Annotated in this window: 23 protein-coding genes; 9 read left to right on the top strand and 14 right to left on the bottom strand. The window is 73.5% G+C overall.

Annotated features, from left to right (window positions below; genetic code table 11):
• Nucleotides 1-3: 3 nt before the first annotated feature.
• The 9 genes from J116_RS10825 to J116_RS10865 are packed head-to-tail and all read right to left on the bottom strand — an operon-like array spanning nt 4 to nt 8,645.
• Nucleotides 4-1,557, bottom strand: a complete 1,554-nt coding sequence (locus tag J116_RS10825) for an NADH-quinone oxidoreductase subunit M (protein ID WP_023587092.1) — start codon at nt 1,555-1,557, stop codon at nt 4-6.
• A 27-nt stretch (nt 1,558-1,584) separates the two neighbouring features.
• Nucleotides 1,585-3,576 carry an NADH-quinone oxidoreductase subunit 5 family protein gene (locus J116_RS10830; protein ID WP_023587093.1) on the bottom strand — a complete coding sequence of 664 codons (1,992 nt, stop codon included), beginning with the start codon at nt 3,574-3,576 and terminating at the stop codon, nt 1,585-1,587.
• Nucleotides 3,573-3,983 carry an NADH-quinone oxidoreductase subunit NuoK gene (nuoK, locus tag J116_RS10835; RefSeq protein WP_023587094.1) on the bottom strand — a complete coding sequence of 137 codons (411 nt, stop codon included), beginning with the start codon at nt 3,981-3,983 and terminating at the stop codon, nt 3,573-3,575. Before nuoK ends, J116_RS10830 begins: the two co-directional genes overlap by 4 nt.
• Nucleotides 3,983-4,561 (bottom strand): NADH-quinone oxidoreductase subunit J family protein, encoded by a 579-nt coding sequence (locus J116_RS10840; protein WP_023587095.1) that lies wholly within the window; start codon nt 4,559-4,561, stop codon nt 3,983-3,985. The genes nuoK and J116_RS10840 overlap by 1 nt, the downstream gene beginning before the upstream one ends.
• Nucleotides 4,558-5,205 (bottom strand): NuoI/complex I 23 kDa subunit family protein, encoded by a 648-nt coding sequence (locus J116_RS10845; RefSeq protein WP_023587096.1) that lies wholly within the window; start codon nt 5,203-5,205, stop codon nt 4,558-4,560. The genes J116_RS10840 and J116_RS10845 overlap by 4 nt, the downstream gene beginning before the upstream one ends.
• A complete protein-coding gene (locus J116_RS10850) occupies nt 5,205-6,173 on the bottom strand; it encodes a complex I subunit 1/NuoH family protein (RefSeq protein ID WP_023587097.1) in 969 nt (322 codons plus the stop codon). The genes J116_RS10845 and J116_RS10850 overlap by 1 nt, the downstream gene beginning before the upstream one ends.
• Nucleotides 6,170-7,660, bottom strand: a complete 1,491-nt coding sequence (locus J116_RS10855) for an NADH-quinone oxidoreductase subunit C (RefSeq protein WP_023587098.1) — start codon at nt 7,658-7,660, stop codon at nt 6,170-6,172. The genes J116_RS10850 and J116_RS10855 overlap by 4 nt, the downstream gene beginning before the upstream one ends.
• The gene (locus J116_RS10860) at nt 7,657-8,262 is read right to left on the bottom strand and encodes an NADH-quinone oxidoreductase subunit B (RefSeq protein WP_023587099.1); all 606 of its coding nucleotides are present in this window, start codon (nt 8,260-8,262) and stop codon (nt 7,657-7,659) included. Before J116_RS10860 ends, J116_RS10855 begins: the two co-directional genes overlap by 4 nt.
• The gene (locus J116_RS10865; RefSeq protein ID WP_023587100.1) at nt 8,253-8,645 is read right to left on the bottom strand and encodes an NADH-quinone oxidoreductase subunit A; all 393 of its coding nucleotides are present in this window, start codon (nt 8,643-8,645) and stop codon (nt 8,253-8,255) included. The genes J116_RS10860 and J116_RS10865 overlap by 10 nt, the downstream gene beginning before the upstream one ends.
• Nucleotides 8,646-8,836: 191 nt before the next feature.
• Between J116_RS10865 and J116_RS10870 the strand changes: the two genes are divergently transcribed.
• The 6 genes from J116_RS10870 (at nt 8,837) to rarD (ending at nt 17,016) form a co-directional block, all read left to right on the top strand.
• Nucleotides 8,837-10,030, top strand: coding sequence for a sensor histidine kinase (locus J116_RS10870; RefSeq protein ID WP_023587101.1), 1,194 nt, complete (start codon nt 8,837-8,839; stop codon nt 10,028-10,030).
• A gap of 179 nt (nt 10,031-10,209) precedes the next feature.
• Nucleotides 10,210-11,535: a sensor histidine kinase gene (locus tag J116_RS10875; protein ID WP_023587102.1), complete on the top strand. Its 1,326-nt coding sequence runs from the start codon at nt 10,210-10,212 to the stop codon at nt 11,533-11,535.
• 118 nt (nt 11,536-11,653) lie between these two features.
• On the top strand, nt 11,654-12,313 hold the full coding sequence (locus J116_RS10880; RefSeq protein WP_317135534.1) for a response regulator transcription factor: 660 nt from the start codon (nt 11,654-11,656) through the stop codon (nt 12,311-12,313).
• 288 nt (nt 12,314-12,601) lie between these two features.
• On the top strand, nt 12,602-14,671 hold the full coding sequence (locus J116_RS10890) for a 2-oxoacid:acceptor oxidoreductase subunit alpha (protein ID WP_023587104.1): 2,070 nt from the start codon (nt 12,602-12,604) through the stop codon (nt 14,669-14,671).
• Nucleotides 14,661-15,713 (top strand): 2-oxoacid:ferredoxin oxidoreductase subunit beta, encoded by a 1,053-nt coding sequence (locus J116_RS10895; protein ID WP_023587105.1) that lies wholly within the window; start codon nt 14,661-14,663, stop codon nt 15,711-15,713. Before J116_RS10890 ends, J116_RS10895 begins: the two co-directional genes overlap by 11 nt.
• A 238-nt stretch (nt 15,714-15,951) precedes the next feature.
• Nucleotides 15,952-17,016: an EamA family transporter RarD gene (gene rarD, locus J116_RS10900; protein ID WP_023587106.1), complete on the top strand. Its 1,065-nt coding sequence runs from the start codon at nt 15,952-15,954 to the stop codon at nt 17,014-17,016.
• A 50-nt stretch (nt 17,017-17,066) separates the two neighbouring features.
• Here the strand turns inward: rarD and J116_RS10905 are convergent, their stop codons facing one another.
• Complete coding sequence (locus J116_RS10905) at nt 17,067-17,660, bottom strand: CGNR zinc finger domain-containing protein (RefSeq protein WP_023587107.1); 594 nt, start codon at nt 17,658-17,660, stop codon at nt 17,067-17,069.
• A gap of 21 nt (nt 17,661-17,681) precedes the next feature.
• On the opposite strand from J116_RS10905, the gene J116_RS10910 reads away from it, so the two are divergent.
• Both J116_RS10910 and J116_RS10915 read left to right on the top strand, forming a co-directional pair.
• Complete coding sequence (locus J116_RS10910; protein WP_028963923.1) at nt 17,682-18,137, top strand: VOC family protein; 456 nt, start codon at nt 17,682-17,684, stop codon at nt 18,135-18,137.
• Between the two features lie 208 nt (nt 18,138-18,345).
• Complete coding sequence (locus J116_RS10915) at nt 18,346-19,689, top strand: M28 family metallopeptidase (protein WP_023587109.1); 1,344 nt, start codon at nt 18,346-18,348, stop codon at nt 19,687-19,689.
• Nucleotides 19,690-19,834: 145 nt separating this feature from the next.
• Here the strand turns inward: J116_RS10915 and J116_RS10920 are convergent, their stop codons facing one another.
• The gene (locus J116_RS10920) at nt 19,835-21,088 is read right to left on the bottom strand and encodes a LolA family protein (RefSeq protein WP_023587110.1); all 1,254 of its coding nucleotides are present in this window, start codon (nt 21,086-21,088) and stop codon (nt 19,835-19,837) included.
• Between the two features lie 135 nt (nt 21,089-21,223).
• Complete coding sequence (locus J116_RS10925) at nt 21,224-22,234, bottom strand: polyprenyl synthetase family protein (protein WP_023587111.1); 1,011 nt, start codon at nt 22,232-22,234, stop codon at nt 21,224-21,226.
• Nucleotides 22,235-22,639: 405 nt separating this feature from the next.
• Between J116_RS10925 and fahA the strand changes: the two genes are divergently transcribed.
• Nucleotides 22,640-23,875, top strand: coding sequence for a fumarylacetoacetase (fahA, locus tag J116_RS10930; RefSeq protein WP_023587112.1), 1,236 nt, complete (start codon nt 22,640-22,642; stop codon nt 23,873-23,875).
• A gap of 166 nt (nt 23,876-24,041) precedes the next feature.
• On the opposite strand, the gene J116_RS10935 is transcribed toward fahA, so the two are convergent.
• On the bottom strand, nt 24,042-24,872 hold the full coding sequence (locus tag J116_RS10935; RefSeq protein ID WP_023587113.1) for a dioxygenase family protein: 831 nt from the start codon (nt 24,870-24,872) through the stop codon (nt 24,042-24,044).
• A 191-nt stretch (nt 24,873-25,063) separates the two neighbouring features.
• A complete protein-coding gene (locus J116_RS10940; protein ID WP_023587114.1) occupies nt 25,064-25,984 on the bottom strand; it encodes a helix-turn-helix transcriptional regulator in 921 nt (306 codons plus the stop codon).
• Nucleotides 25,985-26,167: the final 183 nt, after the last annotated feature.

Raw genomic sequence — 26,167 nt, forward strand, 5'->3', positions numbered from 1 at the left:
CGGTCACGGCTTGCCTCCTGCGAGGAGCTGCTGCACGGCCGGGTCGGTGAGGCCGAGGAGGACCGCGGGCCAGAGTCCGGCGAGGACGGTGAGGGCGGCGAGCGGGGTCCAGGCGGCGAACTCGTACGCCTGGACGTCGGCGACGGGCGGCTGGTCGGCCGCGGGCCCGGCGCCCATGCAGACGCGGCGGACGACGACGAGGAGGTACGCGGCGGTGAGGAGTGTGCCGAAGCAGGCGATGGCCGTGTAGGTGAGGAACGCGGGGCGGCTGAGGCCCTCGGCGGGCTGGAACGCGCCGAACATGGCGAGCATCTCGCCCCAGAACCCGGCGAGGCCGGGCAGGCCGAGGGAGGCGACGGCGCCGAACGCGAGGAGGCCGCCGAGGCGGGGGGCCCGGCCGTACAGGGCGGCGCCGGTCGCGCCCGCGAGCGTGTCCAGGTCGGCCGTGCCGTACCGGTCCTTGATCGCGCCGACGAGGAAGAAGAGGAGGCCGGTGATCAGGCCGTGGGCGATGTTGGCGAAGAGGGCGCCGTTGACTCCGGTGGGCGTCATGGTGGCGATGCCGAGGAGGACGAAGCCCATGTGGCCCACGGAGGAGTAGGCGATGAGGCGCTTCAGGTCGCCCTTGGCGCCTTTCCTGGCGAGGGCCAGGCAGGCCAGGGAGCCGTAGATGATCCCGGCGACCGCGAAGGCGGCGAGGTACGGGGCGAAGACGTGCATGCCCTCGGGCGCGATCGGAAGGACGATCCGGACGAACCCGTACGTACCCATCTTGAGGAGGACGCCCGCGAGGAGCACCGAGCCGACGGTCGGCGCGGCCGTGTGGGCGTCGGGCAGCCAGCTGTGCAAGGGCCACATCGGGGTCTTCACCGCGAGCCCGATCCCGATGGCCAGAACCACGATGACCTGGAGTGATGTGCTGAGGTCACGGCCGTTGTCAGTGGCGAGTGCCACCATGTCGAAGGTGCCGGCCTTCAGCCCGACGAGGAGCAGGCCGAGCAGCATGACGACCGAGCCGAGGAGGGTGAAGAGGATGAACTTCCAGGCGGCGGCCTGCCGCCCCTCGCCGCCCCACCGGGCGATGAGGAAGTACATCGGGATGAGCACCATCTCGAAGGCGAGGAAGAACAGCAGCAGGTCGAGGACGGCGAACGTCGCGAGCGTGCCGGACTCCAGGACGAGCAGCAGCGCGACGAAGCCCTTCGGGGAGGGGCCGGCGGGCGGCTTGAAGTAGCTGTACAGCGCGCAGAGGAAGGTCAGCAGCGCGGTCAGGACCAGGAGGGGGAGGGAGATGCCGTCCACACCGAGGTGGATGCGCACGTCGAGTGCGGGGATCCAGCTGATGTCCGTCGTGGCCTGCATCCTCGACGGCTGGTCGTGGTGGAAGCCGAGCGTGAGGGCGACGGCGGCGGCGAGGACCGCGCCGGTCACGGTCACGCCGTGGCGGAGCACGGCCTGGTCGGGCGACTTCCCCTTCAGCCCGGGCGGGGCTGGCAGGAGGGCCGCGGCGGCGCCGATGAGCGGGCCGACGACGATGAACGCGAGAAGGAACTGCATCACGGATTCGCTGATATCGATCACGGCTCACGCTCCGGCGGCGACGAGGACGGCGGCGACCGCCAGGACGACGGAACCGGCGAGCAGGACGCTGAGGTAGGTCTGCACGTTGCCGGTCTGGGCCCGCCGCACGGCCGCCCCGAGCAGGCCGGTCGTGGTGCCCGCTCCGCGTACGTACGTCTCGACGACCTCCCGGTCGAGGAACCGGACCAGTGAGGCCGCGGCGCGCACGGGGCGTACGAACAGGGCGGTGTAGACGGCGTCCAGGTGGAAGCCGGTGGCGGCGTGCCGGTGGAGCGGGCCGAGCAGCAGTCGGCCCGGGTCGGCGGGGTCGGGCGCGGAGGCGATCGAGCCGTAGGCCGGGATGTGGGTGGCGATGGCCTCGGCTTCGGAGGCGGCCGGTTCGGCCTCGGGGTGGGCGGCGACGGCTCCGATCGGTACGTGCGCGGCGCGGGCGGTGGCCCGGCGCCAGGCGGCGTACGTGACGAGGCCGCCGATGAGGGCGAGGCCCGTGCCGAGGACCGCGGTGGTGGTGGTCGGGGTGAGGGCGTTCCCGTCGAACCAGTCGTCGAGGGAGGTGACGGTCAGGCCGAACGCGAGGGAGGGCAGGGCGAGCACCCACAGGACGGCGTTCATGGCGATGGGCTGCCGGCCGTGGTCGGGGGCCTCGGTGCCCTTGCCGTGGAAGGCGAGCAGCCACAGGCGGGCCGCGTAGGCGGCGGTGAGGAGGGCGGTGAGGAGTCCGGCGGCGAAGACGATCCAGCCGGCGCCGGCCGGGGCAATGTCCCGGTCGCCGAGGGCGGTGTGCTCGGCGGCGACGAGGACGGCTTCCTTGGAGAAGAACCCGGCGAACGGCGGGATGGCGGCGAGCGCGAGGAGGGCGACCGTCATCGTCCAGTACGCGTCGGGGACGCGCCGGGCGAGGCCGCTCATGCGGGACATGGCGGCGAGCGAGTTGGTGCCCGCCGCGTGGATGACGACACCGGCGGCGAGGAACAGCAGGGCCTTGAACGCTCCGTGCGAGAGGAGGTGGAAGACGGCGGCGCCGCGGTCGCCGACGGCCAGGGCGCCCGACATGTAGCCGAGCTGGCCGATGGTCGAGTAGGCGAGGACGCGCTTGATGTCGTCCTGCGCGAGCGCGGCGAGGCCCGAGCCGACCATGGTGAGCGCGGCCATCACGGCGAGGACGGTCATGGCCGCCGCGGAGGCGGCGAAGACGGGGAGGAGACGCGCGACGAAGTAGACACCGGCGGCGACCATCGTCGCGGCGTGGATGAGCGCGGAGACCGGTGTGGGACCGGCCATCGCGTCGGGGAGCCAGGTGTGCAGGGGGAACTGGGCGGACTTGCCCGCGACCCCGGCGAGGAGCAGCAGCGCCACGACGGTGGGGTGGTCGATGCCGCCCGCGGCGACGGAGCCGAGGATGCCGGTGATGCGGAACGTCCCGGCGTCGGCGGCCAGCGCGAACAGGCCGATGAGGAAGGGGACGTCACCGAGCTTGGTGACGAGGAACGCCTTCAGGGAGGCGGCCCGCGCCTCGGGGGTCTCCCAGTAGTGGCCGACGAGGAAGTACGAGCAGATGCCCATGACCTCCCAGCCGACCAGCAGCACCATCAGGTCGCCGGAGTAGACGACGAGCAGCATCGCGGAGGTGAAGAGGGAGACGAGCGCCGCGTACGAGGGGTAGCGGGGGTCGTCGCGCAGGTAGCCGGTGGAGTAGATCTGCACGCAGGACGCGACGACGGCGACGAGGACGGCCGTGAGGGCGGCGAACCCGTCGATGTGGAGGGCCAGCTCGATCGGGACCGAACCGGTCGGGGTGAGCTGGGTGGCCGCGTCGACGGCCTTCCCGCCGCCCTGGCGTACGGCGACGAGGACGGCGAGGACGAGCGCGGCGAGCGTCGGCAGGACGGCCAGGGGGCGTACGAAGCCGGGCGCGGTGCGGCCGAGGAGGAGGCCGGCGGCCGCGCCGAGGAACGGGAGGAGGGGGACGAGGAGGGCGAGGGTCGTGGTGGTCACGCGGTGGCCTCAGCCTTCTTGCCGGTCGTCTGCTCGGGGGCATCGTCGGCGGCCAGATCGTCGGGGGCCTCGCCGGTGCCCGGGGCGGGTCCGTCGCCGGGGGGCTCGGCGTTGTCGCGGAGCCGGTCGATGTCGGCGGTGCCCCGGTTGCGGTAGACCATCAGCACGATCGCGAGGCCGATGCCGATCTCGGCGGCGGCGATGGCGATGGTGAAGAGGGTCAGCGCCTGGCCGGCGTGGAGAGTGTCGCGGAGCCAGACGTCGAAGGCGACGAGGTTGAGGTTGACGGCGTTGAGCATCAGCTCTACGGACATCAGGACGAGGATCGCGTTGCGGCGGGCGAGGACGCCGTACAGGCCGGTGCAGAAGAGCAGCACGGCGAGGACCGCCGGGTAGGCGAGGTGCATCAGCGCTTGCCCTCCGTGTCCTTGTCGCCCTTGCGGGACAGCACGATCGCGCCGACCAGGGCGGCGAGGAGGAGGACGGACAGCGCCTCGAAGGGGAGCACCCAGTTCCGGAAGAGCATCTCGCCGGTGACTCGGGTGGTGCCCTGGGCGGGGCCGTCCAGGTCGATCCAGGTGGTGCGGAAGGCGTCGACGACGACCCACACGAGGGCGGCCGCGGCGGCGACGGCCACGACGAGGGCGGCGGGCCGGTTGCCCGAGTCGGCGTCCGGGGAGCGGCCGATGGGCGCCTTGGTGAGCATGAGGCCGAAGAGGAGGAGGACGACGACGGAACCGACGTAGATGAGGACCTGGACCCAGGCGATGAACTCGGCGGTGAGCAGCAGGTACTCGACGGCGATCCCGCCGAGGGCGACGACCAGCCACAGGGCGGCGTGCACCAGCTGGCGGGTGGTGACCGTGATGACCGCGGCGGCGAGGGTGACGACGCCGACGAGGAGGAACGCGACCTCCGCGCCGGTGGGCGAGAGGAAGCCGGGCGCGGCGAGGTGGGACAGGGCGGGCGCCGTGGCGGGCGTCATGCGGGGCCTCCCTCGGCGTCACCGGTGGGCGGGGTCGCGGGCCGGCCGGGGGCGGGCTGCTCGGTTGCCGACTGTTCGGCGGCGGCCTGCTGCTCGGCGGCGGCCTGCTGCTCGGCGGCGCGCTGGGCGGCGAGCTTGTCGGCCGTCTTGCGCGCCGCGGCCAGCTCCTTCGGCTCCTCCGCGCCCGGGTCGAGGGCGGGCGGCTCCGGAACGGTCCACATCCACTCGCGGAGCTTGTCCCGCTCGTGGGTGAGGTCGCGGATGTCGGTCTCCGCGTACTCGAACTCCGGCGACCAGAACAGAGCGTCGAAAGGACACACCTCGATGCAGATACCGCAGTACATGCAGAGGGAGAAGTCGATGGCGAAGCGGTCGAGGACGTTGCGGCTGCGCTCGCGTCCGCCGGGGGCGGCGGGCGGCACCGTCTCCTTGTGGGAGTCGATGTAGATGCACCAGTCGGGGCATTCACGGGCGCAGAGCATGCAGACCGTGCAGTTCTCCTCGAACAGGCCGATCACGCCGCGGGTGCGGGGCGGGAGTTCGGGCTGGACGTCGGGGTACTGCGCGGTGTGGCTCTTCCTCGTCATCGTCCGCAGGGTGACGGCCAGGCCCTTGGCGAGACCGGAGCCGGGGATCGGAGGCATTACTGGATCACCACCTTGACGACGCCGGTGAGGGCGATCTGGGCGAGGGCGAGCGGCACGAGCGTGGTCCAGGCGAGCTTCTGCAGCTGGTCCTCGCGCAGCCGCGGGTAGCTCACGCGCAGCCAGATCACGACGAAGGCGAGCACGGCCGTCTTCAGCAGCGTCCACACCCAGCCCAGGCCGTCGGCGCCGAACGGGCCGTGCCAGCCGCCGAGGAAGAGGACGGTGGTCAGACCGCACAGGACGACGATGCCCGCGTACTCGGCGAGCAGGAACAGGGCGAAACGCAGGCCGGTGTACTCGGTGTACGCGCCGAAGATGATTTCCGAGTCGGCGACCGGCATGTCGAACGGCGGGCGCTGGAGCTCGGCGAGGCCGGCGACGAAGAAGACCAGCGCGCCGACGATCTGCCAGGGCAGCCACCACCACTCGAACGCGTCGAGGATGCCGGTCAGCGAGACGGTGCCGGCCGCCATGGCGACGGACGCGGCGGCGAGCAGCATCGGCAGTTCGTACGCGAGGAGCTGCGCGGCGGTGCGGAGGCCGCCGAGGAGGGAGAACTTGTTGGCGGACGCCCAGCCCGCCATGAGGGAGCCGAGCACGCCCACGCCCATCACGGCGAGGACGAAGAAGATCCCCGCGTCGACGACCACGCCGACCGCGCCCTCGCCGGGGCCGACCGGGATGGCCACGAGGACGAGGAGGTACGGCAGGAGGGCGATGGCGGGGGCGAGCTGGAAGATGCGGCGGTCGGCGCTGGCCGGGACCACGTCCTCCTTCTGCGCGAACTTCACGCCGTCGGCGACGAGCTGCGCCCAGCCGTGGAAGCCGCCCGCGTACATGGGGCCGAGGCGGCCCTGCATGTGCGCCATCACCTTGTGCTCGGTCTGCCCGACGACGAGGGGCAGGACGAGGAACACGGCGAAGACGACGACCAGGCGGAGGGCGACGTCGAGTACGTCGTTCACGCGTCGTCTCCTTCGGGTCCTTCGGCGCGCCGCCGCTCGGGGGCGGGGGTTTGGCCGGGGTCCGGGGCGGGGGGCGCCTCGGGGGCGGGGGTTGGGTCGGGGGCGGATGCCGGGGCCGCCTCGGGGGCGGGGGTTGTGTCAGGTGCGGGGGTGGCGTGCGGTGTCGTGGGCGTGCCGGGTGCTGGTGTGGCGTCGGCTGCTGGGGGCGCCTCCGGGTCCGGGGACGCGGGCGCGTCCGGGTCCGGGGTCGCCTTTGGGGCCGGGGTCGCGGGCGCGTCCGGGTCCGGGGTCGCCTTTGGGTCCGGGGTCGCCTTTGGGGCCGGCTCGGTCTCCGGAGCTTCGGCCGCTTCCCGCGACGGGGCCGCGTCCGGGGACGCGGGTGGCTCCGGGGCCGGGGCGGTCTCCGGTGCGGGGGCGGACTCCGGGGCCTGGGGCACCTCCGGGGCCGGGGTCGCCGGGGTCGCCTCCGAGGGGGTGTCGAAGGCGGGGCGGGGGTTGTTCCAGGGGGCGTCCGCGCTGCGGGGGCGGCGGGATGCCGCCGGAGTTTCCGGCTGGGGAGCGGCGGCGCGCTGGCTCGCCGAGCCCTCGCTCGCCGAGCGGCCCCGGCGCTGGGTGGCCGAGCCCTCGCCTGCCGTGCGGGTACGGCGGGGGCGGGGGGTCGCCACGCCCGGGGCCGCCTCGGTGGCCGGGTTCGCCTCGGCGGCGGGGGCCTCCGGAGCCGTACCGGACGCCGGAGCCGTACCGGCGGGCGGGAGCTGGCTGGCCGAGCCCTGGCTTGCCGTGCGGGCGCGGCGCGGGCGCTCCCCCGCGCCCGCCGCGCCGCCCGCCGCGCCCGCCCGGCCACGCCTTGGCGACGCGGGCGGCCAGCACGAAGTCCTTGCGCAGGGGGTGGGCGGGAGCTGGCCCTTCAGGGGGCCCCACTCGTTCGGGTCGGGCACGCCGGGCGGCAGCATCTGGCGCCGCTTCGGGCCGCCGTGCTCCGACTCGCCCGGCTCCTTGGCGCCCGGCCACGCCTTGGCGACGCGGGCGGCCAGCACGAAGTCCTTGCGCAGGGGGTGGCCCTCGAAGTTGTCGGGAAGCAGCAGGTGCGCCGGGTTGGGGTGGCCGTCGAAGGTCACGCCGAACATCTCGGCGGTCTCCCGCTCGTGCCACCCGGCGCCCGCGTACACGCCCACGGCCGTCGGCAGGACCGCCGCGTCGTGCGGGACGGTCGTGCGCAGCAGCAGGCGGCGCACCCGGCCGCCCTCCAGCGAGGCGACATGGGCGCAGACGCGGAAGCCCGTGCCGGGCTCGTCCACGGCGCTCAGCCAGTCGAAGTAGGTGCAGCCCAGGGTGGAGCGCGCGGTCTCCAGCGCGGTGATCCACGAGGCGGCTGGCACGTCCACGGTCAGGAGGTCGTACGCCTGCTCGGCGGTGGCGTCCGCGCCGAAGACGTCGGTGACCCCGTCGGGGAGGCGGTCGTAGGCGGTCGGGTCGTACGCGTTCACCTGGCGTCGCCTCCCGGTGCGGGCGGCGGGGTGACGAGGCCGCTGCGCAGGGCGGCGGCGGACGGCCGGGAGGAGTCGCCGCGCGCGTACCGCTCGTGCAGGGACTCGCGGGCGATCTTCTCCTGGAGCTTCAGGATGCCCTGGAGCAGCGCCTCGGGACGGGGCGGGCAGCCAGGTACGTACACGTCCACCGGGATGATCTGGTCGACGCCCTTGGTGACGGAGTACGAGTCCCAGTACGGCCCGCCGCAGTTGGAGCAGGCGCCGAAGGAGATCACGTACTTCGGCTCGGGCATCTGCTCGTACAGGCGCTTCACGGCGGGCGCCATCTTGTCGGTGACCGTGCCGGACACGACCATCAGGTCGGCCTGGCGCGGGCCGGGCGCGAACGGGATCACGCCGAGCCGGATGAAGTCGTGGCGGGCCATCGACGCGGCGATGAACTCGATGGCGCAGCAGGCCAGCCCGAAGTTGAACACCCACAGGCTGTAGCGGCGGCCCCAGTTCAGGACGACCTTCATCGGCTCGGGCGCCAGCCGGGACAGTACGCCCAGCTTCTGCGGCTCGGGCAGCGGTACCGGCTCGGACGGAGTCACGTCCATGTCAGGACGCCCTTCTTGTACGCGTAGAGCAGTCCCACGGCCAGGAAGCCGAGGAAGATGAACATCTCGACCAGCGTGGTCGCGCCGTACCCCGCCTCGGCGAAGACGGTCGCCCACGGGAAGAGGAAGATCGAGTCGACCGCGAAGATGACGTAGAGGAAGGCGTAGACGTAGTAGCGGACCTGGGTGTGGGCCCAGCCCTCCCCCACGGGATCGACGCCGCACTCGTACGTCAGGAGCTTCTCCGGCGTCGGCACGACGGGGCGCAGCAGCCGCCCGGCCGCGAACGCGACCGCCACGAAGAGCACGCCGATCACGGCGAGGAGTCCGACGGCCGAGTAGCTCTGGAAGTAGTCGGCCGCGAGCCCGGTCTGTTCCGGCACGTCCCGTCCCTCTCTCTTCCTGCCTCCGCGGGCGCCGGTCCGGCGGGCCGGCGATCTGTACGCACGGGAGTCTAGGCCCTGGCAAAGCCGCGGTAATCAGCCGTGCCCGGCCCGAGGTGGGGTTATCCCCACCGGGCGCCACCCATGTACCCCATGGCGCCGCCGGGTCGCGTCCCGGCAGGCTGGGCGCCATGACCACGCGCAGCGACCGGCCCGCCCCGGCTCCCCCCTCCCCCACGGTGCCGCCCGCGGACCGCGTCGGGTTCGGGGCGACCATGTGGAAGGAGGTCGTCCATCTGCTGGTGAACCTGCCATTGTCGCTCCTCGCGTTCGTTTATGTAACGGTCGCGGTGGCCGTCGGGGTCGCCCTGTCCGTCACGGTCGTCGGGCTGCCGCTGCTGGCGGCCGGGCTGGCCGGGGCGCGGCTGGTCGGGCGGGCGGAACGGGCGCGGGCCCGGGCCCTGCTGGACGTACGGGTGGAGGAGCCGAGCCGTCCGCCGTACCGGCCGGGCGGCGGCGCGCTGGGCGTCGTGTGGACGGCGCTGGGGGACCCGGTGGCGTGGCGGACGGTGCTGTACGGGTTCGTGCGGCTGCCGTGGGGGGTGCTGACGTTCACGGTGACGCTGGTCGCGCTGGGGGTGCTGTGGCCCGCGCTGCCGTACCTGGTCCGTTGGATGGCCAACGCCGACCGGGCCATGGTGCGCGGGCTGCTGGGGCCTTCGGACGAGCTGGAGCGGCGGGTCGCGGAGCTGGAGTCGGACCGGGGCGTCGTGGTGGACGTGGCGGCGGCGGACCTGCGCCGCATCGAACGGGACCTGCACGACGGGGCGCAGGCGCGGCTCGTGGCGCTCGCGATGGGCCTGGGCCTCGCGAAGGAGAAGGCCGCCGAGGACCCGGACGCGGCCGCGCGGATGGTGGAGGAGGCTCACAGCGAGGTGAAGCTGGCGCTGCGGGAGCTGCGGGACCTCGCGCGCGGCATCCACCCCGCCGTCCTCACCGACCGGGGCCTGGACGCGGCGCTGTCGTCCGTCGCGTCGCGCTGCACGGTGCCGGTGACGGTGACGGTCGATCTGCCGGAGCGCCCGGCGGAGGCCACGGAGGGCATCGCGTACTTCACCGTCTCCGAGCTGCTCCAGAACGTCTCCAAGCACGCCCGCGCCCGCCACGCCACCGGCAACGTCTGGCGCACCGGCGACCGCCTCCTCATCCAGGTCACCGACGACGGACACGACGGCGCCGACCCCGCGCACGGCACCGGCCTCGCCGGACTCGCCGAACGCCTCGACGCCGTGGACGGGCTGTTCGTCGTGGACTCGCCGCCGGGCGGGCCGACGACGGTGACCGCCGAGCTGCCCTGGCGGAGCCGTACGGCCGTACGGCGCTGAGACGGCCCCGCACACGCTGGCCCCGCACACGCTGGCCCCGCACACGCCCACCCGGCACACCCGCCCGGCACCCGCCTCCCGAGCACCCCCGGCACCTCGGACCCCCGGCACCCCTCGGGCCCCCGGCACCGGGCACGACCAGCCCCCACCACCTCCCCGAGCAGAACGGAACCCCTCCCATGGCCCTGGCATACGGCCCCGGCACCGGCCGCCCGCGCCGCGCACCGCGCCTCCCCGCCCGGCTGGGCGTCCCGCTGACGGCCAGGACCTGGCGGGAGTTCGGCCATTTAGTGCTCGGCCTGCCGCTGAGCCTGGCGTACTTCGCCTTGACCGTGACGGCCCTCGCGGTCGGCACCGGGCTGGTCGTCACGTTCGTCGGCATCCCCGTACTGGCCCTGGCCCTGGCGATGTGCCGGGGCATCGGCGCCGTCGAACGGGCCAGGGCTCGTGCGCTCCTGGACGTACGGGTCGGCGCCCCCGAGCCCGTAGGCGCCGAGCCGGGCACCGGGCTGACGGGCGCGATGTGGGCGGTCCTCAAGAGCGGCGCCTCCTGGCGGCACGTGCTGTACGCGCTGCTGCACATGCCGTGGGCGGTGTGCGCGTTCTCGCTGGCGGTGACGTTCTGGAGCCTTGCGTGGGGCCTGGTCACGTACCCGCTGTGGCAGTGGACGCTGCCCGTGGGCGTCGGCGTGCACGGCATCCAGGTGTACGGGGACGGGGTGCGCGCCTACGTGCTGGACTCGCCCGGCGAGCTGGCCGTCACCAGCCTGGCCGGGCTCGTGCTGCTGTTCCCGGCGGCGTGGCTGGTCCGCGGCCTGGCCTCCGTGGACCGGGCGATGGTCCGGGGGCTGCTCGGCCCGTCGCGGCTGGCCAACCGGGTGGTCGAGCTGGAGTCGGACCGGGGCGTCGTGGTGGACACGGCGGCGGCGGACCTGCGCCGCATCGAACGGGACCTGCACGACGGGGCGCAGGCGCGGCTGGTCGCCCTCGCCATGGACCTGGGCCTCGCCAGGGAGAAGGCCGCCGAGGACCCGGACGCGGCCGCGCGGATGGTCCAGGAGGCGCACGACGAGGTGAAGCTCGCGCTGCGGGAGCTGCGGGACCTCGCGCGCGGCATCCACCCGGCGATCCTCACCGACCGGGGCCTCGACGCGGCGCTGTCGTCCGTCGCGTCACGGTGCGCCGTACCGGTGACGGTGAGCGTGGACCTGCCGTCGCGGCCCGCCGCCGCGATCGAGGGCATCGCGTACTTCACCGTCTCCGAGCTGCTCCAGAACGTCTCCAAGCACGCCCGCGCCCGCCACGCCACCGTCAACGTCTGGCGCACCGGCGACCGCCTCCTCATCCAGGTCACCGACGACGGACACGGCGGCGCCGACCCCGCGCACGGCACCGGCCTCGCCGGACTCGCCGAACGCCTCGACGCCGTGGACGGGGTCCTCGCCGTCCGCTCCCCCGGCGGCGGTCCGACGACCGTCACGGCGGAGCTGCCCTGGCGAGCTTGACCACACTTCGGCGGTGTCCGCCCGCGCGGCGGGACTTGCTGGAATGCTGGTGGTGACGGTGGGAACCGCCGTTCGAGCCGGATCGGGAGTGGGGGGTCGCAGGGCCGTGGACGACAGGGTGCGGGTGGTCATCGCGGAGGATTCCGTACTGCTCAGGGAGGGACTGACCCGGCTGCTCACGGACCGCGGGCACGAGGTCGTGGCGGGGGTCGGAGACGCGGACGCCCTGGTCAAGACGGTGGACGCGCTGGCCGCCGACGGCACCCCGCCGGACGTGGTCGTGGCGGACGTGCGGATGCCGCCGACCCACACGGACGAGGGCGTCAGGGCGGCCGTACGGCTCCGCAAGGACCATCCGCGCGTCGGGGTGCTGGTGCTGTCGCAGTACGTCGAGGAGCGGTACGCGACGGAGCTGCTGGCCGGGAACAGCCGGGGCGTCGGCTACCTGCTGAAGGACCGGGTCGCGGACGTCCGGGAGTTCGTGGACGCGGTGGTGCGGGTCGCCGGGGGCGGCACGGCGCTGGACCCGGAGGTCGTGGCGCAGCTGCTGGGGCGCAGCCGTCGGCAGGACGTGCTGACGGGGCTGACGCCGCGCGAGCGGGAGGTCCTCGGTCTGATGGCCGAGGGCCGTACGAACTCGGCGATCGCGCGGCAGCTGGTGGTGAGCGACGGGGCGGTCGAGAAGCACGTCAGCAACATCTTCCTGAAGCTGGGGCTCTCGCCCAGCGAAGGGGATCACCGCCGGGTGCTCGCCGTGCTCACGTACCTGAACTCCTGATCCACCGGCGTCCCCTCCGGCCGACGGCCCCGGACCGATCCGGAGATCGGGGCCTAGGACCAAAGACCGGGCCGGGAGTGCCGTTCCGGTGAAACACAGGGGGAGACGAAGCATGATGTCCCAGGACAAACGGGCGTCTCATGAGGACGTCCAGCATGCGAGCTGTCCAAGGAAGGGAACCCTTACCGACGTAGGGTGGGCCTTGGGACGGCCGGTCGTCCGGCTGTCTTCCGAGCGTTCTCCCGCCGACGGCGGGGAGACCCCTTGTCTCGAGGGAGGTCCAGTTCAGTGACCAGCCAGGTCAGCAGCCCGGCCGAGCAGACAGGCGAGGCGGCGCGCGAGGCCCGTGTGGCCCAAGAGGCCCCAGGAGCCGACGAGGCGCCCGTCAGAGAACAGCGCGACGGAGAACAGCGCGAGGGGGCACGGCACGCCGAAGCACGGCACGCCGAGACGCGGCACGACGAAGCGCCGCATGGCGCTCCCGTGCAGCGCGTCCCCGAGAAGGAGATCCGCCGTCTGGACCGGGTGATCATCCGCTTCGCGGGTGACTCGGGTGACGGCATGCAGCTCACAGGTGACCGGTTCACGTCCGAGACGGCGTCGTTCGGCAACGACCTGTCCACCCTGCCGAACTTCCCCGCCGAGATCAGGGCGCCCGCCGGGACGCTGCCGGGTGTGTCGTCGTTCCAGCTGCACTTCGCGGACCACGACATCCTCACCCCCGGCGACGCGCCGAACGTGCTGGTCGCGATGAACCCGGCCGCCCTGAAGGCGAACATCGCCGACGTACCGCGCGGCGGCGAGATCATCGTCAACACGGACGAATTCGCCAAGCGCGCCATGGCGAAGGTCGGCTACGCGACGTCGCCGCTGGAGGACGGCTCGCTGGACGGCTACCGCGTCCACCCGGTGCCGCTGACCACCCTCACCATCGAGGCGCTGAAGGACTTCGGCCTGTCCCGCAAGGAGGCGGAGCGGTCGAAGAACATGTTCGCGCTCGGCCTGCTGTCGTGGATGTACCACCGGCCGACCGAGGGCACCGAGCAGTTCCTGCGGCGCAAGTTCGCCAAGAAGCCGGAGATCGCGGAGGCGAACGTCGCCGCGTTCCGCGCGGGCTGGAACTTCGGCGAGACGACGGAGGACTTCGCCGTCTCGTACGAGGTCGCCCCGGCCACCGCCGCGTTCCCGCCCGGCACGTACCGCAACATCTCCGGGAACCTGGCCCTGTCGTACGGGCTGATCGCGGCCGCGCACCAGGCGGACCTGCCGCTGTTCCTCGGCTCGTACCCGATCACCCCGGCCTCGGACATCCTGCACGAGCTGAGCCGGCACAAGAACTTCGGTGTGCGGACCTTCCAGGCGGAGGACGAGATCGCCGGTATCGGCGCGGCGCTGGGCGCGGCGTTCGGCGGTTCGCTGGCGGTGACGACCACATCGGGCCCGGGTGTGGCGCTGAAGTCCGAGACGATCGGCCTCGCGGTCTCCCTGGAGCTGCCGCTGCTGATCGTGGACATCCAGCGCGGCGGCCCCTCGACGGGCCTGCCGACCAAGACGGAGCAGGCCGACCTGCTCCAGGCGATGTACGGGCGCAACGGCGAGGCGCCGGTGCCGGTGGTCGCGCCGCGCACCCCGGCGGACTGCTTCGACGCCGCTCTGGAGGCGGCGCGGATCGCGCTCACGTACCGGACGCCGGTGTTCCTCCTGTCGGACGGGTACCTGGCGAACGGCTCCGAGCCGTGGCGCATCCCGGACCTGGAGGACCTGCCCGACCTGGGCGTCACGTTCGCGACGGGTCCGAACCACACGCTGGAGGACGGCACGGAGGTCTTCTGGCCGTACAAGCGGGACCCGGAGACCCTGGCCCGCCCGTGGGCGCTGCCGGGCACGCCGGGCCTGGAGCACCGGATCGGCGGCATCGAGAAGCAGGACGGCACGGGCAACATCTCGTACGACCCGGCCAACCACGACTTCATGGTCCGCACCCGCCAGGCGAAGACCGACGGGATCGCCGTCCCGGACCTGGAGGTGGACGACCCGGGCGGCTCGGCCCGCACGCTGGTGCTGGGCTGGGGCTCGACGTACGGGCCGATCACCGCCGCCGTACGCCGTCTGCGCGCGGGCGGAGACGCGATCGCGCAGGCCCATCTGCGGCACCTCAACCCGTTCCCGGCGAACCTGGGCGAGGTCCTGAGGCGGTACGAGACCGTCGTCGTCCCGGAGATGAACCTCGGGCAGCTCGCCCTGATGATCCGCGCGAAGTACCTGGTGGACGCGCGCAGCCACACGCAGGTGAACGGCATGCCGTTCAAGGCGGAGCGGCTCGCCGCGGCGCTCAAGGAGGCCATCGATGCCCAGTGAAGCCCTGACCCTGGTGCCCAAGGCCGAGGGCAAGCAGTCCATGAAGGACTTCAAGTCGGACCAGGAGGTCCGCTGGTGTCCGGGCTGCGGCGACTACGCCGTCCTCGCCGCCGTGCAGGGCTTCATGCCCGAGCTGGGGCTGGCGAAGGAGAACATCGTCTTCGTCTCCGGCATCGGCTGCTCCTCCCGCTTCCCGTACTACATGAACACATACGGGATGCACTCCATCCACGGCCGCGCCCCGGCCATCGCCACCGGCCTCGCCGCGTCCCGGCGCGACCTGTCGGTGTGGGTCGTCACCGGTGACGGCGACGCGCTGTCCATCGGCGGCAACCACCTGATCCACGCGCTGCGGCGCAATGTGAACCTGAAGATCCTGCTGTTCAACAACCGGATCTACGGCCTGACGAAGGGCCAGTACTCCCCCACCTCCGAGGTCGGCAAGATCACCAAGTCGACGCCGATGGGGTCGCTGGACGCGCCGTTCAACCCGGTGTCGCTGGCGCTGGGCGCCGAGGCGAGCTTCGTCGCCCGGACCGTGGACTCGGACCGCAAGCACCTCACCGAGGTCCTGCGGCAGGCCGCCGACCACCCCGGCACGGCGCTGGTGGAGATCTACCAGAACTGCAACATCTTCAACGACGGCGCCTTCGACGCGCTGAAGGACAAGGAGCGGGCGGAGAGCGCGGTGATCCGCCTGGAGCACGGCGCGCCGATCCGCTTCGGCCCCGACGGATCGAAGGGCGTCGTACGCGACCCGGCGACGGGTGACCTGGAGGTCGTCGCCGTGACGCCGGAGAACGAGGCGCGGGTGCTGGTTCACGACGCGCACGCCGCGTCGCCGACCACCGCGTTCGCGCTGTCCCGGCTGGCCGACCCGGACACGCTGCACCACACGCCGATCGGCGTCTTCCGCAGCGTCGAGCGGCCGGTCTACGACACGCTCATGGCCGAGCAGCTCGACACGGCCGTGGAGCAGCGCGGCAAGGGCGACCTGGCGGCGCTGCTCGCGGGCGGCGACACCTGGACGGTCGTCGGCTGACGCACGGCGACACCTGGACGGCCGTCGGCTGACGACCGGCTCACCGAGGCCCGGCCCCGGACCCCGCGCGGGTCCGGGGCCGGGCCTCGTCGCATGCCGCCCGGCGGCCGGTTCCCGTGGCGGACGCGTCATGACCGTATGGCGATACGGGCATGACATGCCGTCCCGCGCGGCGTTACCGTCGAGCGGACAGCGCGGCGCGGGACGGTGACGTCCGGGACAGGAAGTGGAGCGGCGAGTGGCGACGAGGAGCGGCGGCGGGGGCGAGCAGAGGACGGGACTTCTCTACGGGGTCGGGGCCTACGGCATCTGGGGGCTGTTCCCCCTGTACTGGCCCCTGCTGGAACCGGCGGGCGCGGTGGAGATCCTCGCCCACCGGATGGCGTGGTCGCTGGTGGCCGTGGCGCTCGCGCTGCTGGTCGTCCGGCGCTGGGCGTGGATACCGGAGCTGCTGCGGCAGCCGAGGAAGCTGGGGCTGATAGCGCTCGCGGCCACGGTGATCACGCTGAACTGGGGCGTCTACATCTGGGCCGTGAACGCCGGGCACGTCGTCGAGTCGTCGCTCGGGTACTTCATCAACCCGCTGGTCACCATCGCCATGGGCGTCGTCCTGCTGAAGGAGCGGCTGCGCTCGGCGCAGTGGGCGGCGGTCGGCATCGCGTTCGCGGCGGTGGTCGTGCTGGCGGTCGGGTACGGCAGGCCGCCGTGGATCTCGCTGGTCCTGGCGTTCTCCTTCGCGACGTACGGGCTGGTGAAGAAGAAGGTCAACCTGGGCGGTCTGGAGTCGCTGGGCGCGGAGACGGCGATGCTGTTCCTGCCGGCCGTCGGGTACCTCGTGTGGCTGGGCTCCACCGGGGACGCCGCGTTCGGCACGGCCGGGGTGGGGCACATGGCGCTGCTCGCCTCGACGGGCCTGGTCACGGCGGTGCCGCTGGTGTGCTTCGGCGCGGCGGCGATCCGGGTGCCGCTCTCGACGCTGGGACTGCTCCAGTACCTGGCGCCGGTGTTCCAGTTCCTGGTGGGGGTGCTGTACTTCCGGGAGGCCATGCCGCCGGAGCGGTGGGCCGGGTTCGCGCTCGTGTGGCTGGCGCTGACACTGCTGACCTGGGACGCCCTGCGGACGGCGCGGCGGACCCGCGCGGAGGCGGTACGGCTGGCGGCCCGCGCTGCGGCGAAGGCCCCGGAGCCGGTCGCGGCCGACGCGGTGGCCCCGGAGGCGGTCGCCCCGGAGACCGTGGCCGCGGACGCGGTCGCGGCGGACGCGGCGGGTCCCGCGTCCGCTCCGAAGACGCCCCGCCCCTGAGGCGCCGGGCACCGACCACCACGAAGCCGTACGACTCCGGGCGCTCGCCGTCAGGAGGCCGTACGGCTTCGGTGTGCGCGGACCTTCTGGCGGTTGCCGCACCGCTCCATGGAGCACCAGCGGCGGCGGCCCGGCCGGGACGTGTCGACGAACAGCAGGTAGCAGTCGTGGGCGCCGCACTCGCGGACGCGATGCCCGTACGGGCCGGTGAACAGGGCTATCGCGTCCCGCGCCACGGTGGACATCAGGCCCGCCACCGTGGCGCCCGGCGCCCACGCGCGCCCGCCCTCGGCCGTCATCCGCTCGGCCAGCGGGGGCCCGGCGGCGGCCTCGTTCACCACGGCCACGTCCTCGGCCCGCAGCGGCTTCGTGTGCGCGCGGGCGGCGGCGAGCCCGTGCAGCGCGTCGCGCAGGCGCCGTACGGCGGGGAGGTCGGCCTCACCGACGGCGAGCGGCAGCCCGGGGGCGAGGCGGCTGGCGGCGACCCAGGCGTGCAGCCCCTCGGGCGTGTCCAGCACCTCGTACCGGGCGAGCGGGCCCGGCCCTCCGGTCGGCAGCAGCTCCAGGCAGAGCGCCCCCGGATCGAAGCGGTAGGGACGGCCCTCCTGCGTGTTCAGGGTGAGACCTGTTGCGAGCTCGGTCATGTAACCACTATAAACAGTTACATGACAGCACTCCACTGGAAGCTTGTGATCGACGCGGCCGATCCGCACGCGCAGGCCGACTTCTGGGCGCGCGCCCTGGGCTACACGGTCGAGGACAACGGCGCGTTCATCGAGCGCCTCCTCGCCGCCGGACACGCCCCGGCCGAACTGACCGTCGAGGCGCACGGCCGACGGGCCTGGCGGGATCTGGCCGCCGTCCGCCATCCGGACGACCCGTACGAGGAGGCGACGGGCATCGGACACGGCCGCCGCCTGCTGTTCCAGCGCGTACCGGAGGCGAAGACGGCCAAGAACCGGCTCCACATCGACGTGCACGCGGGCCCCGCCCGGGACCGCGCCGCCGAAGTCGCCCGGCTGGAGTCGCTGGGCGCCTCCGTCCTGCGCGACGTGGACGAACCCGGCGGCCGGTGGACCGTCATGGCGGACCCGGAGGGGAACGAGTTCTGCGTGCAGTAGCCGCGCACCGCCCGGTATGCGGACTGCGGTGACCGGAACCCGCCCTTGACGCGCGAATGAATTGTCGCTGTACATTCAATGCCGCACGGCAGGGCGCTCATCGACGCGCCCACCGGTCACGCACCACAGCTCCAGCGCCCCGCGACCAGCCCTCGCGGGGCGTCTCGCACGTTCCGTCCCATCCCCGTACGGAATCCGGAGCCCCCACATGACACACTCCGTGTCCCGCATACCCAGACGCACCGCCGCGGCCGCCGTCCTCGCCCTCACGGGCCTGCTCGCCACCGCCGCGCCCGCCGCCACCGCCGCACCCCCGGCCGCCGCCCCCGCCACGGCCCGCACCGCGGCCGCCGCACCCGACATCCCGCTGGCCAACGTCAAGGCGCACCTCACCCAGCTCCAGTCGATCGCCACCGCCAACGGCGGCAACCGCGCCCACGGCCGCCCCGGCTACAAGGCGTCGATCGACTACGTGAAGGCCAAGCTGGACGCCGCCGGATTCACCACCAGCGTCCAGCAGTTCACGTCCAACAGCGCGGTCGGCTACAACCTGATCGCCGACTGGCCGGGCGGCGACCCGAACCAGGTCCTCATGGCCGGCGCCCACCTGGACTCCGTCTCCTCCGGGCCGGGCATCAACGACAACGGCTCCGGCTCCGCCGCCGTCCTGGAGAGCGCGCTCGCCGTGTCCCGCGCCGGGCTCAAGCCCGCCAAGCACCTGCGGTTCGCCTGGTGGGGCGCCGAGGAGCTGGGCCTCGTCGGCTCCAAGTACTACGTGGCGAACCTGCCGGCCACCGAGCGTTCCAAGCTCAGCGGCTACATGAACTTCGACATGATCGGCTCGCCCAACGCGGGCTACTTCGTCTACGACGACGACCCGGTCATCGAGAAGACCTTCAAGGACTACTTCGCGGGCCTCGGCGTCCCCACGGAGATCGAGACCGAGGGCGACGGGCGCTCCGACCACGCCTCGTTCAAGAACGTCGGCGTCCCGGTCGGCGGGCTGTTCACCGGCGCCAGCCGTACGAAGACCAGCGCCCAGGCGCAGAAGTGGGGCGGCACGGCCGGGCAGGCCTTCGACCGCTGCTACCACTCGTCGTGCGACACGACGTCCAACATCAACGACACGGCCCTGGACCGCAACAGCGACGCCCTCGCGCACGCCGTGTGGACCCTGTCCGCCGGGACGACCGAGCCGCCGGCCGGTGACACGTACCAGAACACGAGCGACGTGCCGATCCCCGACGGCGGCGCGGCCGTCACCTCGCCCGTCACCGTCAGCGGCCGCACCGGCAACGCCCCTGCCGCGCTGCGGGTCGGCGTGGACATCGTCCACACCTGGCGCGGCGACCTCGTCATCGACCTCGTCGCCCCGGACGGCACCGCGTACCGCCTGAAGAACTCCAGCGGCGGCGACTCGGCCGACAACGTCCGCGAGACGTACACGGTGGACGCCTCCGTCGAGGCCGCCAACGGCACCTGGCTGCTGCGGGTCCAGGACGTGGCGCGGTACGACACGGGCTACATCAACAGCTTCTCGCTGACGTTCTGAGAACCGGGTACGTGACGGGGCCCACCGCTGTCGTCAGGCCGTGGGCCCCGGCGCGCGGGCCGCTGCGGGCCCCGGCGCGCGTACCTGCCCCGGCGGGCGACGTACGGGCCCCGGCCGGCGCCGCGGCCGCCGAGGCCCGTGCGGGCTACTTCGCCGCGTCGTTCGCCGCCGCGACCAGCGCCTTCTCGGTCACCGCGCCGACGTACACCCGGCCGTCGTCGGTCATGAGGGCGTTGACCAGGCGGGTCTTGAAGACCATGCCCGACCCGAACTCCCCGCTGACCCGCGTGCCCAGTCCGTCCAGGAACTGCTGGGCCTCCTCGGGCAGGTCCTCCGGCTTGGCACCGCCCTTGGGAGCGTCCGCCGGAGCGCCGGGGCCGGCGAGCTCGACCACCGTGGTCCAGCCCTCGCCGATCACGTTCACGCCACGCTCGCCGTCCGCTGCCCCCTCCAGTCCCTCCAGGTCCTTGAGCTCCTTCTCCAGGGCCTTGCGGTCCTTCTCCTTCAGCTCGGCGGCCGCCCCACCGGGCTTCCCGCCGTCGCCCTCGACGACCTTGGCGCCCTTCGGCGGTGTGAAGGTGAACTCGGACGCGGCGGGCTTCCCGAAGTCCACCTTGGTGAAGCCGACGTCCACCGCGGCCGCGCCCCCGCTGCTCGGGATGAGCGTGAACTTCAGCGGCACGCCGTTCTCCGCGTCCACCGCGACCTTCACCGAGCCGATGGTGGAGCCGCTCTGCTCGGGCTTCACGACCAGCTGGTAGGCGTCGCGCCCGGCGACCCGCGCCGTGCCCTCCACGGTGACCGACGTCGTCCCGTCGACCGCCGCCAGCGCCTGCGCCGCGAGCTCCTCCGGCGTGACCGGCGGCAGGCCGGCCTCCTCGTCGGCGCCCCGCTCCCCCGCCCCCGTGTCCAGGCCCTTCTCGTGGTGGACCTCGCCGGACTCGCTGTCGTACGCCCACGCCTGGTCGCCGTTGCGCACGAGGGTGTACTCGTCGTCGCCGTCCTGGACGGTCAGCCGCTGCCGGTCCGGGCCGTCCGCGGCGACCTTCAGCGTGTGCGTGCCGGACGCGAACCGCATCAGCTGCGCGTCGGCGGACTTCGCGGCGGCGTCGCCGCCCATGAGGTCGCCGAGGCCCGCGATCGAGGGCAGCCCCAGGTCCGTGGTGATCTTCACCGTGCCGGACACCTGCTGCGTGTCCGCCGCGGCGATCTTCTCGACGAGCTGCTGCGCGGTGATCTTCGGCAGGTCCGGGTCACCGGCGGCCGCGAGCGCCGGGACGAGCCCGATGGTCGCCGCCGCCACCCCCGCCACCGCGACCGGGACCGCGTACCGCGCCACTGTCCGGCGCGCGGGCCGCGGGGTCTGTGCGTCGCTGTCGTTCGGTACGTTCGGTGCCATGTCCGCTCTACCTCCGTGGTCTGGTGGTCCCATTCCACCCGCACGGCGCGGAAAAAGCGTCAGACCCCGGACTCAACCGGCCGTACCTCTCTGGGATGACCCGGCCTCAGGGACTTCCCCCATACGACGGCCGGTTCAGCCCGCCCGGTGCACCACGAGGTCGCACAGCTCGGCCAGCGCCGCCTTCGCGTACCCGTCCGGCAGCGGGTCCAGCATCGCCCGCGCCTCCTGCGCGTACCGCACCGTGTCGCGGCGGGCCAGCTCCAGCGCGGGGTGGACGCGCAGCCGCCGCAGCACCTCGGCGTGGCGCGCGTCGTCCGACAGGTCGCCCTCCAGCAGCCCGGCCAGCTCCACGTCCTCGGCCCGCCCGTGCTGCTCGGCCAGGGCGCGCAGGTGGAGGACCGGCAGGGTGGCGATGCCCTCGCGCAGGTCCGTGCCGGGCGTCTTGCCGGACTCGTGGGAGTCGGAGGCGATGTCCAGCACGTCGTCGGCCAGCTGGAACGCGACGCCGAGCCGCTCCCCGTACTGGGTGAGGACCTCGGTGAACCGCTCCCCGGCGCCCGCCATCATCGCGCCGAAGCGGCCGGAGACGGCGACCAGCGAGCCGGTCTTCCCCGCGATGACGTCCAGGTAGTGCTCAACCGGGTCGTTCCCGTCGCGGGGGCCCGCGGTCTCCAGGATCTGGCCGGTGACCAGCCGTTCGAACGCCTCCGCCTGGATGCGCACCGCCTCGGGGCCGAGGTCGGCGAGGATGTGCGAGGCGCGCGCGAAGAGGAAGTCGCCCGTGAGGACGGCGACGGAGTTGCCCCAGCGCGTGTTGGCGCTGTCCACGCCGCGCCGCACCAGCGCCTCGTCCATCACGTCGTCGTGGTACAGCGTGGCGAGATGGGTGAGCTCGACCACCACGGCCGCCGGGACGACGCCGGGCGCGTGCGGGTCGCCGAACTGCGCGGCGAGCATCACGAGGAGCGGCCGGAACCGCTTGCCGCCCGCCCGCACCAGGTGCTGCGCCGCCTCCGTGATGAACGGCACGTCGCTCTTGGTGGCGTCGAGCAGCCCGGCCTCGACAGCCGCCAGCCCGGTCTGGACATCGGCTTCGAGAGCCTGGTCCCGCACGCTCAGCCCGAACGGCCCGACTGCGGTCACGAGGGGGTCTCCTGTCTGCGGACGATCACACGGATTGTCGATGTGTCGCTGGATTCACTCACGTCAGCGTATCCGGTCCCATTTGGATCGCCGTGGGCACCTTCCCGCCACCCGGGAATGTTCATGACCGGCGTGTTCGGCCGGAACCCACCGGCCGACGAGGACTGCCGGGAGCGTCCGGGGACACCCTCCGTATGAGCGGGATCACACGCACGTTCCCGTCCCGCTCCCGCTCGGTACCCGCCCGCCGCGCCTCCGGGCGACCGCCTCCGGACGGCCCCTTCCGGAGGCGTACGGCTCCGTCCCGGCCCTCACCGGACCGGCCCTCGCCGACCGCACCTGGGAGAAGGGCGCGCGACGGTCGTAACGTGTCCCCCACACACGTGGAAAGCGAGGCAAGCACCGATGCCCGAGCAGCCCGAACCGAGCCCGCTCGACCTGGCCGAGGGGGATCCCTTCGGCCCGCACAACCTCCCGTACGGCGTGTTCTCGACCGCCGGTGAACCCGACCGCCGCAGGGTGGGCGTCCGGATCGGCGGCCACGTCCTGGACGCCGGGGCGGCCGCGCACGCGCTCGGCTCGCCGTACGCGAGCCTGCTCGCCCAGCCGTCGCTCAACCCGCTGATGGCGGCGGGGCGCACGGTGTGGCGCGATGTGCGCAGGGCGCTGACGGCGTGGCTGACGTCGCCCGCGCACCGCGCGGACGTCGAGCCGCTGCTGCACCCGCTGGACGCGGTGACGCCGCACCTGCCGTACGAGGTGGCCGACTACGTCGACTTCTACGCGAGCGAGCACCACGCTTCCAACGTGGGCCGGATGTTCCGCCCGGACGGCGAGCCGCTCACGCCCAACTGGAAGCACCTGCCCATCGGTTACCACGGCCGCTCCGGCACCGTCGTCGTGTCCGGCACGGACGTGGTGCGCCCCTCCGGGCAGCGCAAGGCCCCGGCCGACCCGGCGCCGGTCTTCGGGCCCTCGACGAAGCTGGACATCGAGGCGGAGGTCGGCTTCGTCGTCGGCACGCCGTCCGAACAGGGCCGCCCGGTCGCGCTCGGCGACTACCGCGAGCACGTCTTCGGCCTGACCCTCCTCAACGACTGGTCGGCGCGCGACATCCAGGCGTGGGAGTACGTGCCGCTGGGCCCGTTCCTGGGCAAGTCGTTCGCGACGTCCGTGTCGGCGTGGGTGACGCCGCTGGAGGCGCTGGACGCGGCCCGCGTGGCCCCGCCGGCCCGTGACCTCCCGCTGCTGCCGTACCTGGACGACTCGGGCGAGGAGGAGCCGGGCGGGTACGAGCTGCACATCACCGTGAAGATCAACGGCGAGATCGTGGCCGAGCCGCCGTTCTCCAGCATGTACTGGACGGCCGCGCAGCAGCTCGCGCACATGACCGTCAACGGCGCCTCCCTGCGCACCGGCGACCTGTACGGCTCCGGCACGGTCAGCGGGCCCGAGGTCCACCAGCGCGGCTCGCTGCTGGAGCTGACGTGGAACGGGCGGGACGCGCTCGACCTGTCGACCGGCAAGCGGACGTTCCTGGAGGACGGCGACGAGGTCACGCTGACCGCGTGGGCGCCAGGACCGGACGGCGTGAAGGTCGGCCTGGGCGAGGTCACGGGGCGGATCGTTCCGGCAATCTGACCCCCGCCCGACGGCCGGGCGCCGCGGCGGCCGGCCCGTCTCCTTTCGGGCCGGCCGCCGCGGCGAGGGCCCGGCACCCCGGCTCCGGGTGCCGGGCCGTGCGGCTCCCCCTCCGGGTCAGCCGCACCACACGGTGGTCACTAGGCGCGCCGCGACGCGGGCGCGGTCATCCGGCCCGCCACAGCGCGGGCGCGTTCGGCGGCTCCCAGCCGGGCTGCGCGGTGTGCGCCTGGAGGCACACGTAGCCGCGCCCGCCGTACGTGACCCGGTCGCCCGCCCGGTAGACCGTGCCCGCCGTCCAGGTGCCGCCGCCGGGCGGCGGGGTCGTCGGGGTGGGGCTCGGGCCGGGCGACTGCGTCACGTCCAGCACGAAGTCGAACGCCGCCTCCCGGGCGCCGCCCGCGTCCCGCACCGTCATCAGCAGGCGCGGATCGAACAGCGCGTCCGTCGCGTTGCGCGGCTCGTTCGGGAAGTACAGCTGCGTGGTCAGGACCGGGCGCCCCGGCGCCTGCGCCTTGACGTGGATGTGCCGGGTGCGGCCCGGGTACAGGCCCGGCACGATCGTCGTGAGCTGGAAGGCGCCCCGCGCGTCGGTGAACTGGTGGCCGCGGAAGCGGAACCCCGTGTTGTCGTACGCGCCGTTGTTGTCGGCCTGCCAGAAGTCCAGCAGCACCCCCGGTATGGGCTGGCAGCCGCGCCCGAAGACGTACCCGGACACGGTGAGCCGCACCCCCGGGGTGCCCGCCTCCAGCAGCGAGGTCCGGCGGGGCGAGTTGGGCTTGAAGTACGGGCCCTCCATCTGCGGCGGCGTCGGGTCGTCGCCGTCGTCGCAGGTGGGCGTCGGCTCCAGGGACGTGCCGGGGGACGCGGTGCGCGTGCGGGCCAGCGCCGGTACGCCCAGGAGCAGCGCGGGTGCGGCGGCGCCTGCCGCCAGCGCGGCGCGCAGCACGGTCTTGCGGGACGGGCGGGCGGTCCCGGGCTCGTCGTGGTCGTCCATGCCTGCTCCTCGTGGGGGAGAGGGGGGTCAGGGGAACGCCACCGAACCTACGCACCCCCTCGCGGGCGGGCGATGGACTGGACCCGGTCGTCGTGGTGAATAACGCGGGCGCCGTCCCCCGCGCCTTCCTCCCCGCCCCGGCCCGCTCCCCGTGCGCGCTCGGCCGAAGGCCCTCGCACGGCCGAAGGCCCTCACACCGCGGAAGGCCCTCGCACCTCGGAGCCGCGCCGGAAGTCGCCGGGGCTCACGCCGGTCTCGCGGCGGAAGAAGCGGCAGAAGTACGCGGCGTCGTCGAAGCCGACCCGGCCCGCGACCTGCCGGACGGTCAGGTCGGTGCGGGCGAGCAGCCGTTTCGCCTCGTGCGCGCGGGCCTCGCGGACGAGCTGGCCCGGAGTACGGCCGGTCGCGGCCTTGACGGCGTCGGTGAGGTGGCCCGGGGTGACCCCGATGCGCGCCGCGCACGCCCGTACCGACCACAGGGCCGGCTCGCCGCGCCCGATCAGCCGCGTGAACTCCTCGGCCACGGCGCCCGGCCGGGCCCCCGGCGCCCTTCCGTCGGCCCCCGCCCCGATGCCGTACAGGCGGGCCGCGCGGACGACGAGGACGTGCAGCAGCGCGCGCAGGACGGACGGGCACCCCTGGCCGTCGCGCTCGTACTCGTCGTGGAGGTCGGCGAGCAGCCGCTCGGCCCGGGCGGCGGCCGACGCGTCGAGGGTGGGCCAGGGGCGCTCGGCGAGGAGCCGCAGCAGGGCACGGTCGCCGGGGTGGTCGAGCAGGAAGTCCTCGGTGAACAGCACGACGGAGCCGTCCACCCCGGCCGCGTCCTCCCAGTGGTGCACCTGGCCGGGGACGAGGAAGCCCAGGTGGGGCGGGTTCAGCGGCCAGTGGGCGAGGTCGGTGACATGGGTGCCGCGCCCCCGGGTGACATGGACGATCTCGTAGAAGGTGTGGCGGTGCGGGAAGGCCGCGCGGGCCATGGGGCCGATCGTGTCGAACGTGCCGATCGCGAACGGCACGGCGTCGGGCATGGGGATTTCCAGGCGGTGCATCGGCAGCGCCCCCGGCCGTCCGGCCGTGTCGTTCTCCCCGGGTAACACCGTGGTGCCGCGCATCGTCGCCGCGCCCTTCCTCGCTCCGCCGTGGTCCCGCCGCCATGCCTTGCCGCCGTGGTCGTGCCGCCGGGGCCCGCGCGGGGTCGGGTGCGGTCCGGCGGCTGGTCCGTACCGGTTACGTACGGTGCCACGGGCGCGTGCCGCGGGACAGTGCGCTTTCCGCCCGATGGCCGACTCCGGGTG

The sequence above is a fragment of the Streptomyces thermolilacinus SPC6 genome (assembly GCF_000478605.2).
GTDB lineage: Bacteria > Actinomycetota > Actinomycetes > Streptomycetales > Streptomycetaceae > Streptomyces > Streptomyces thermolilacinus.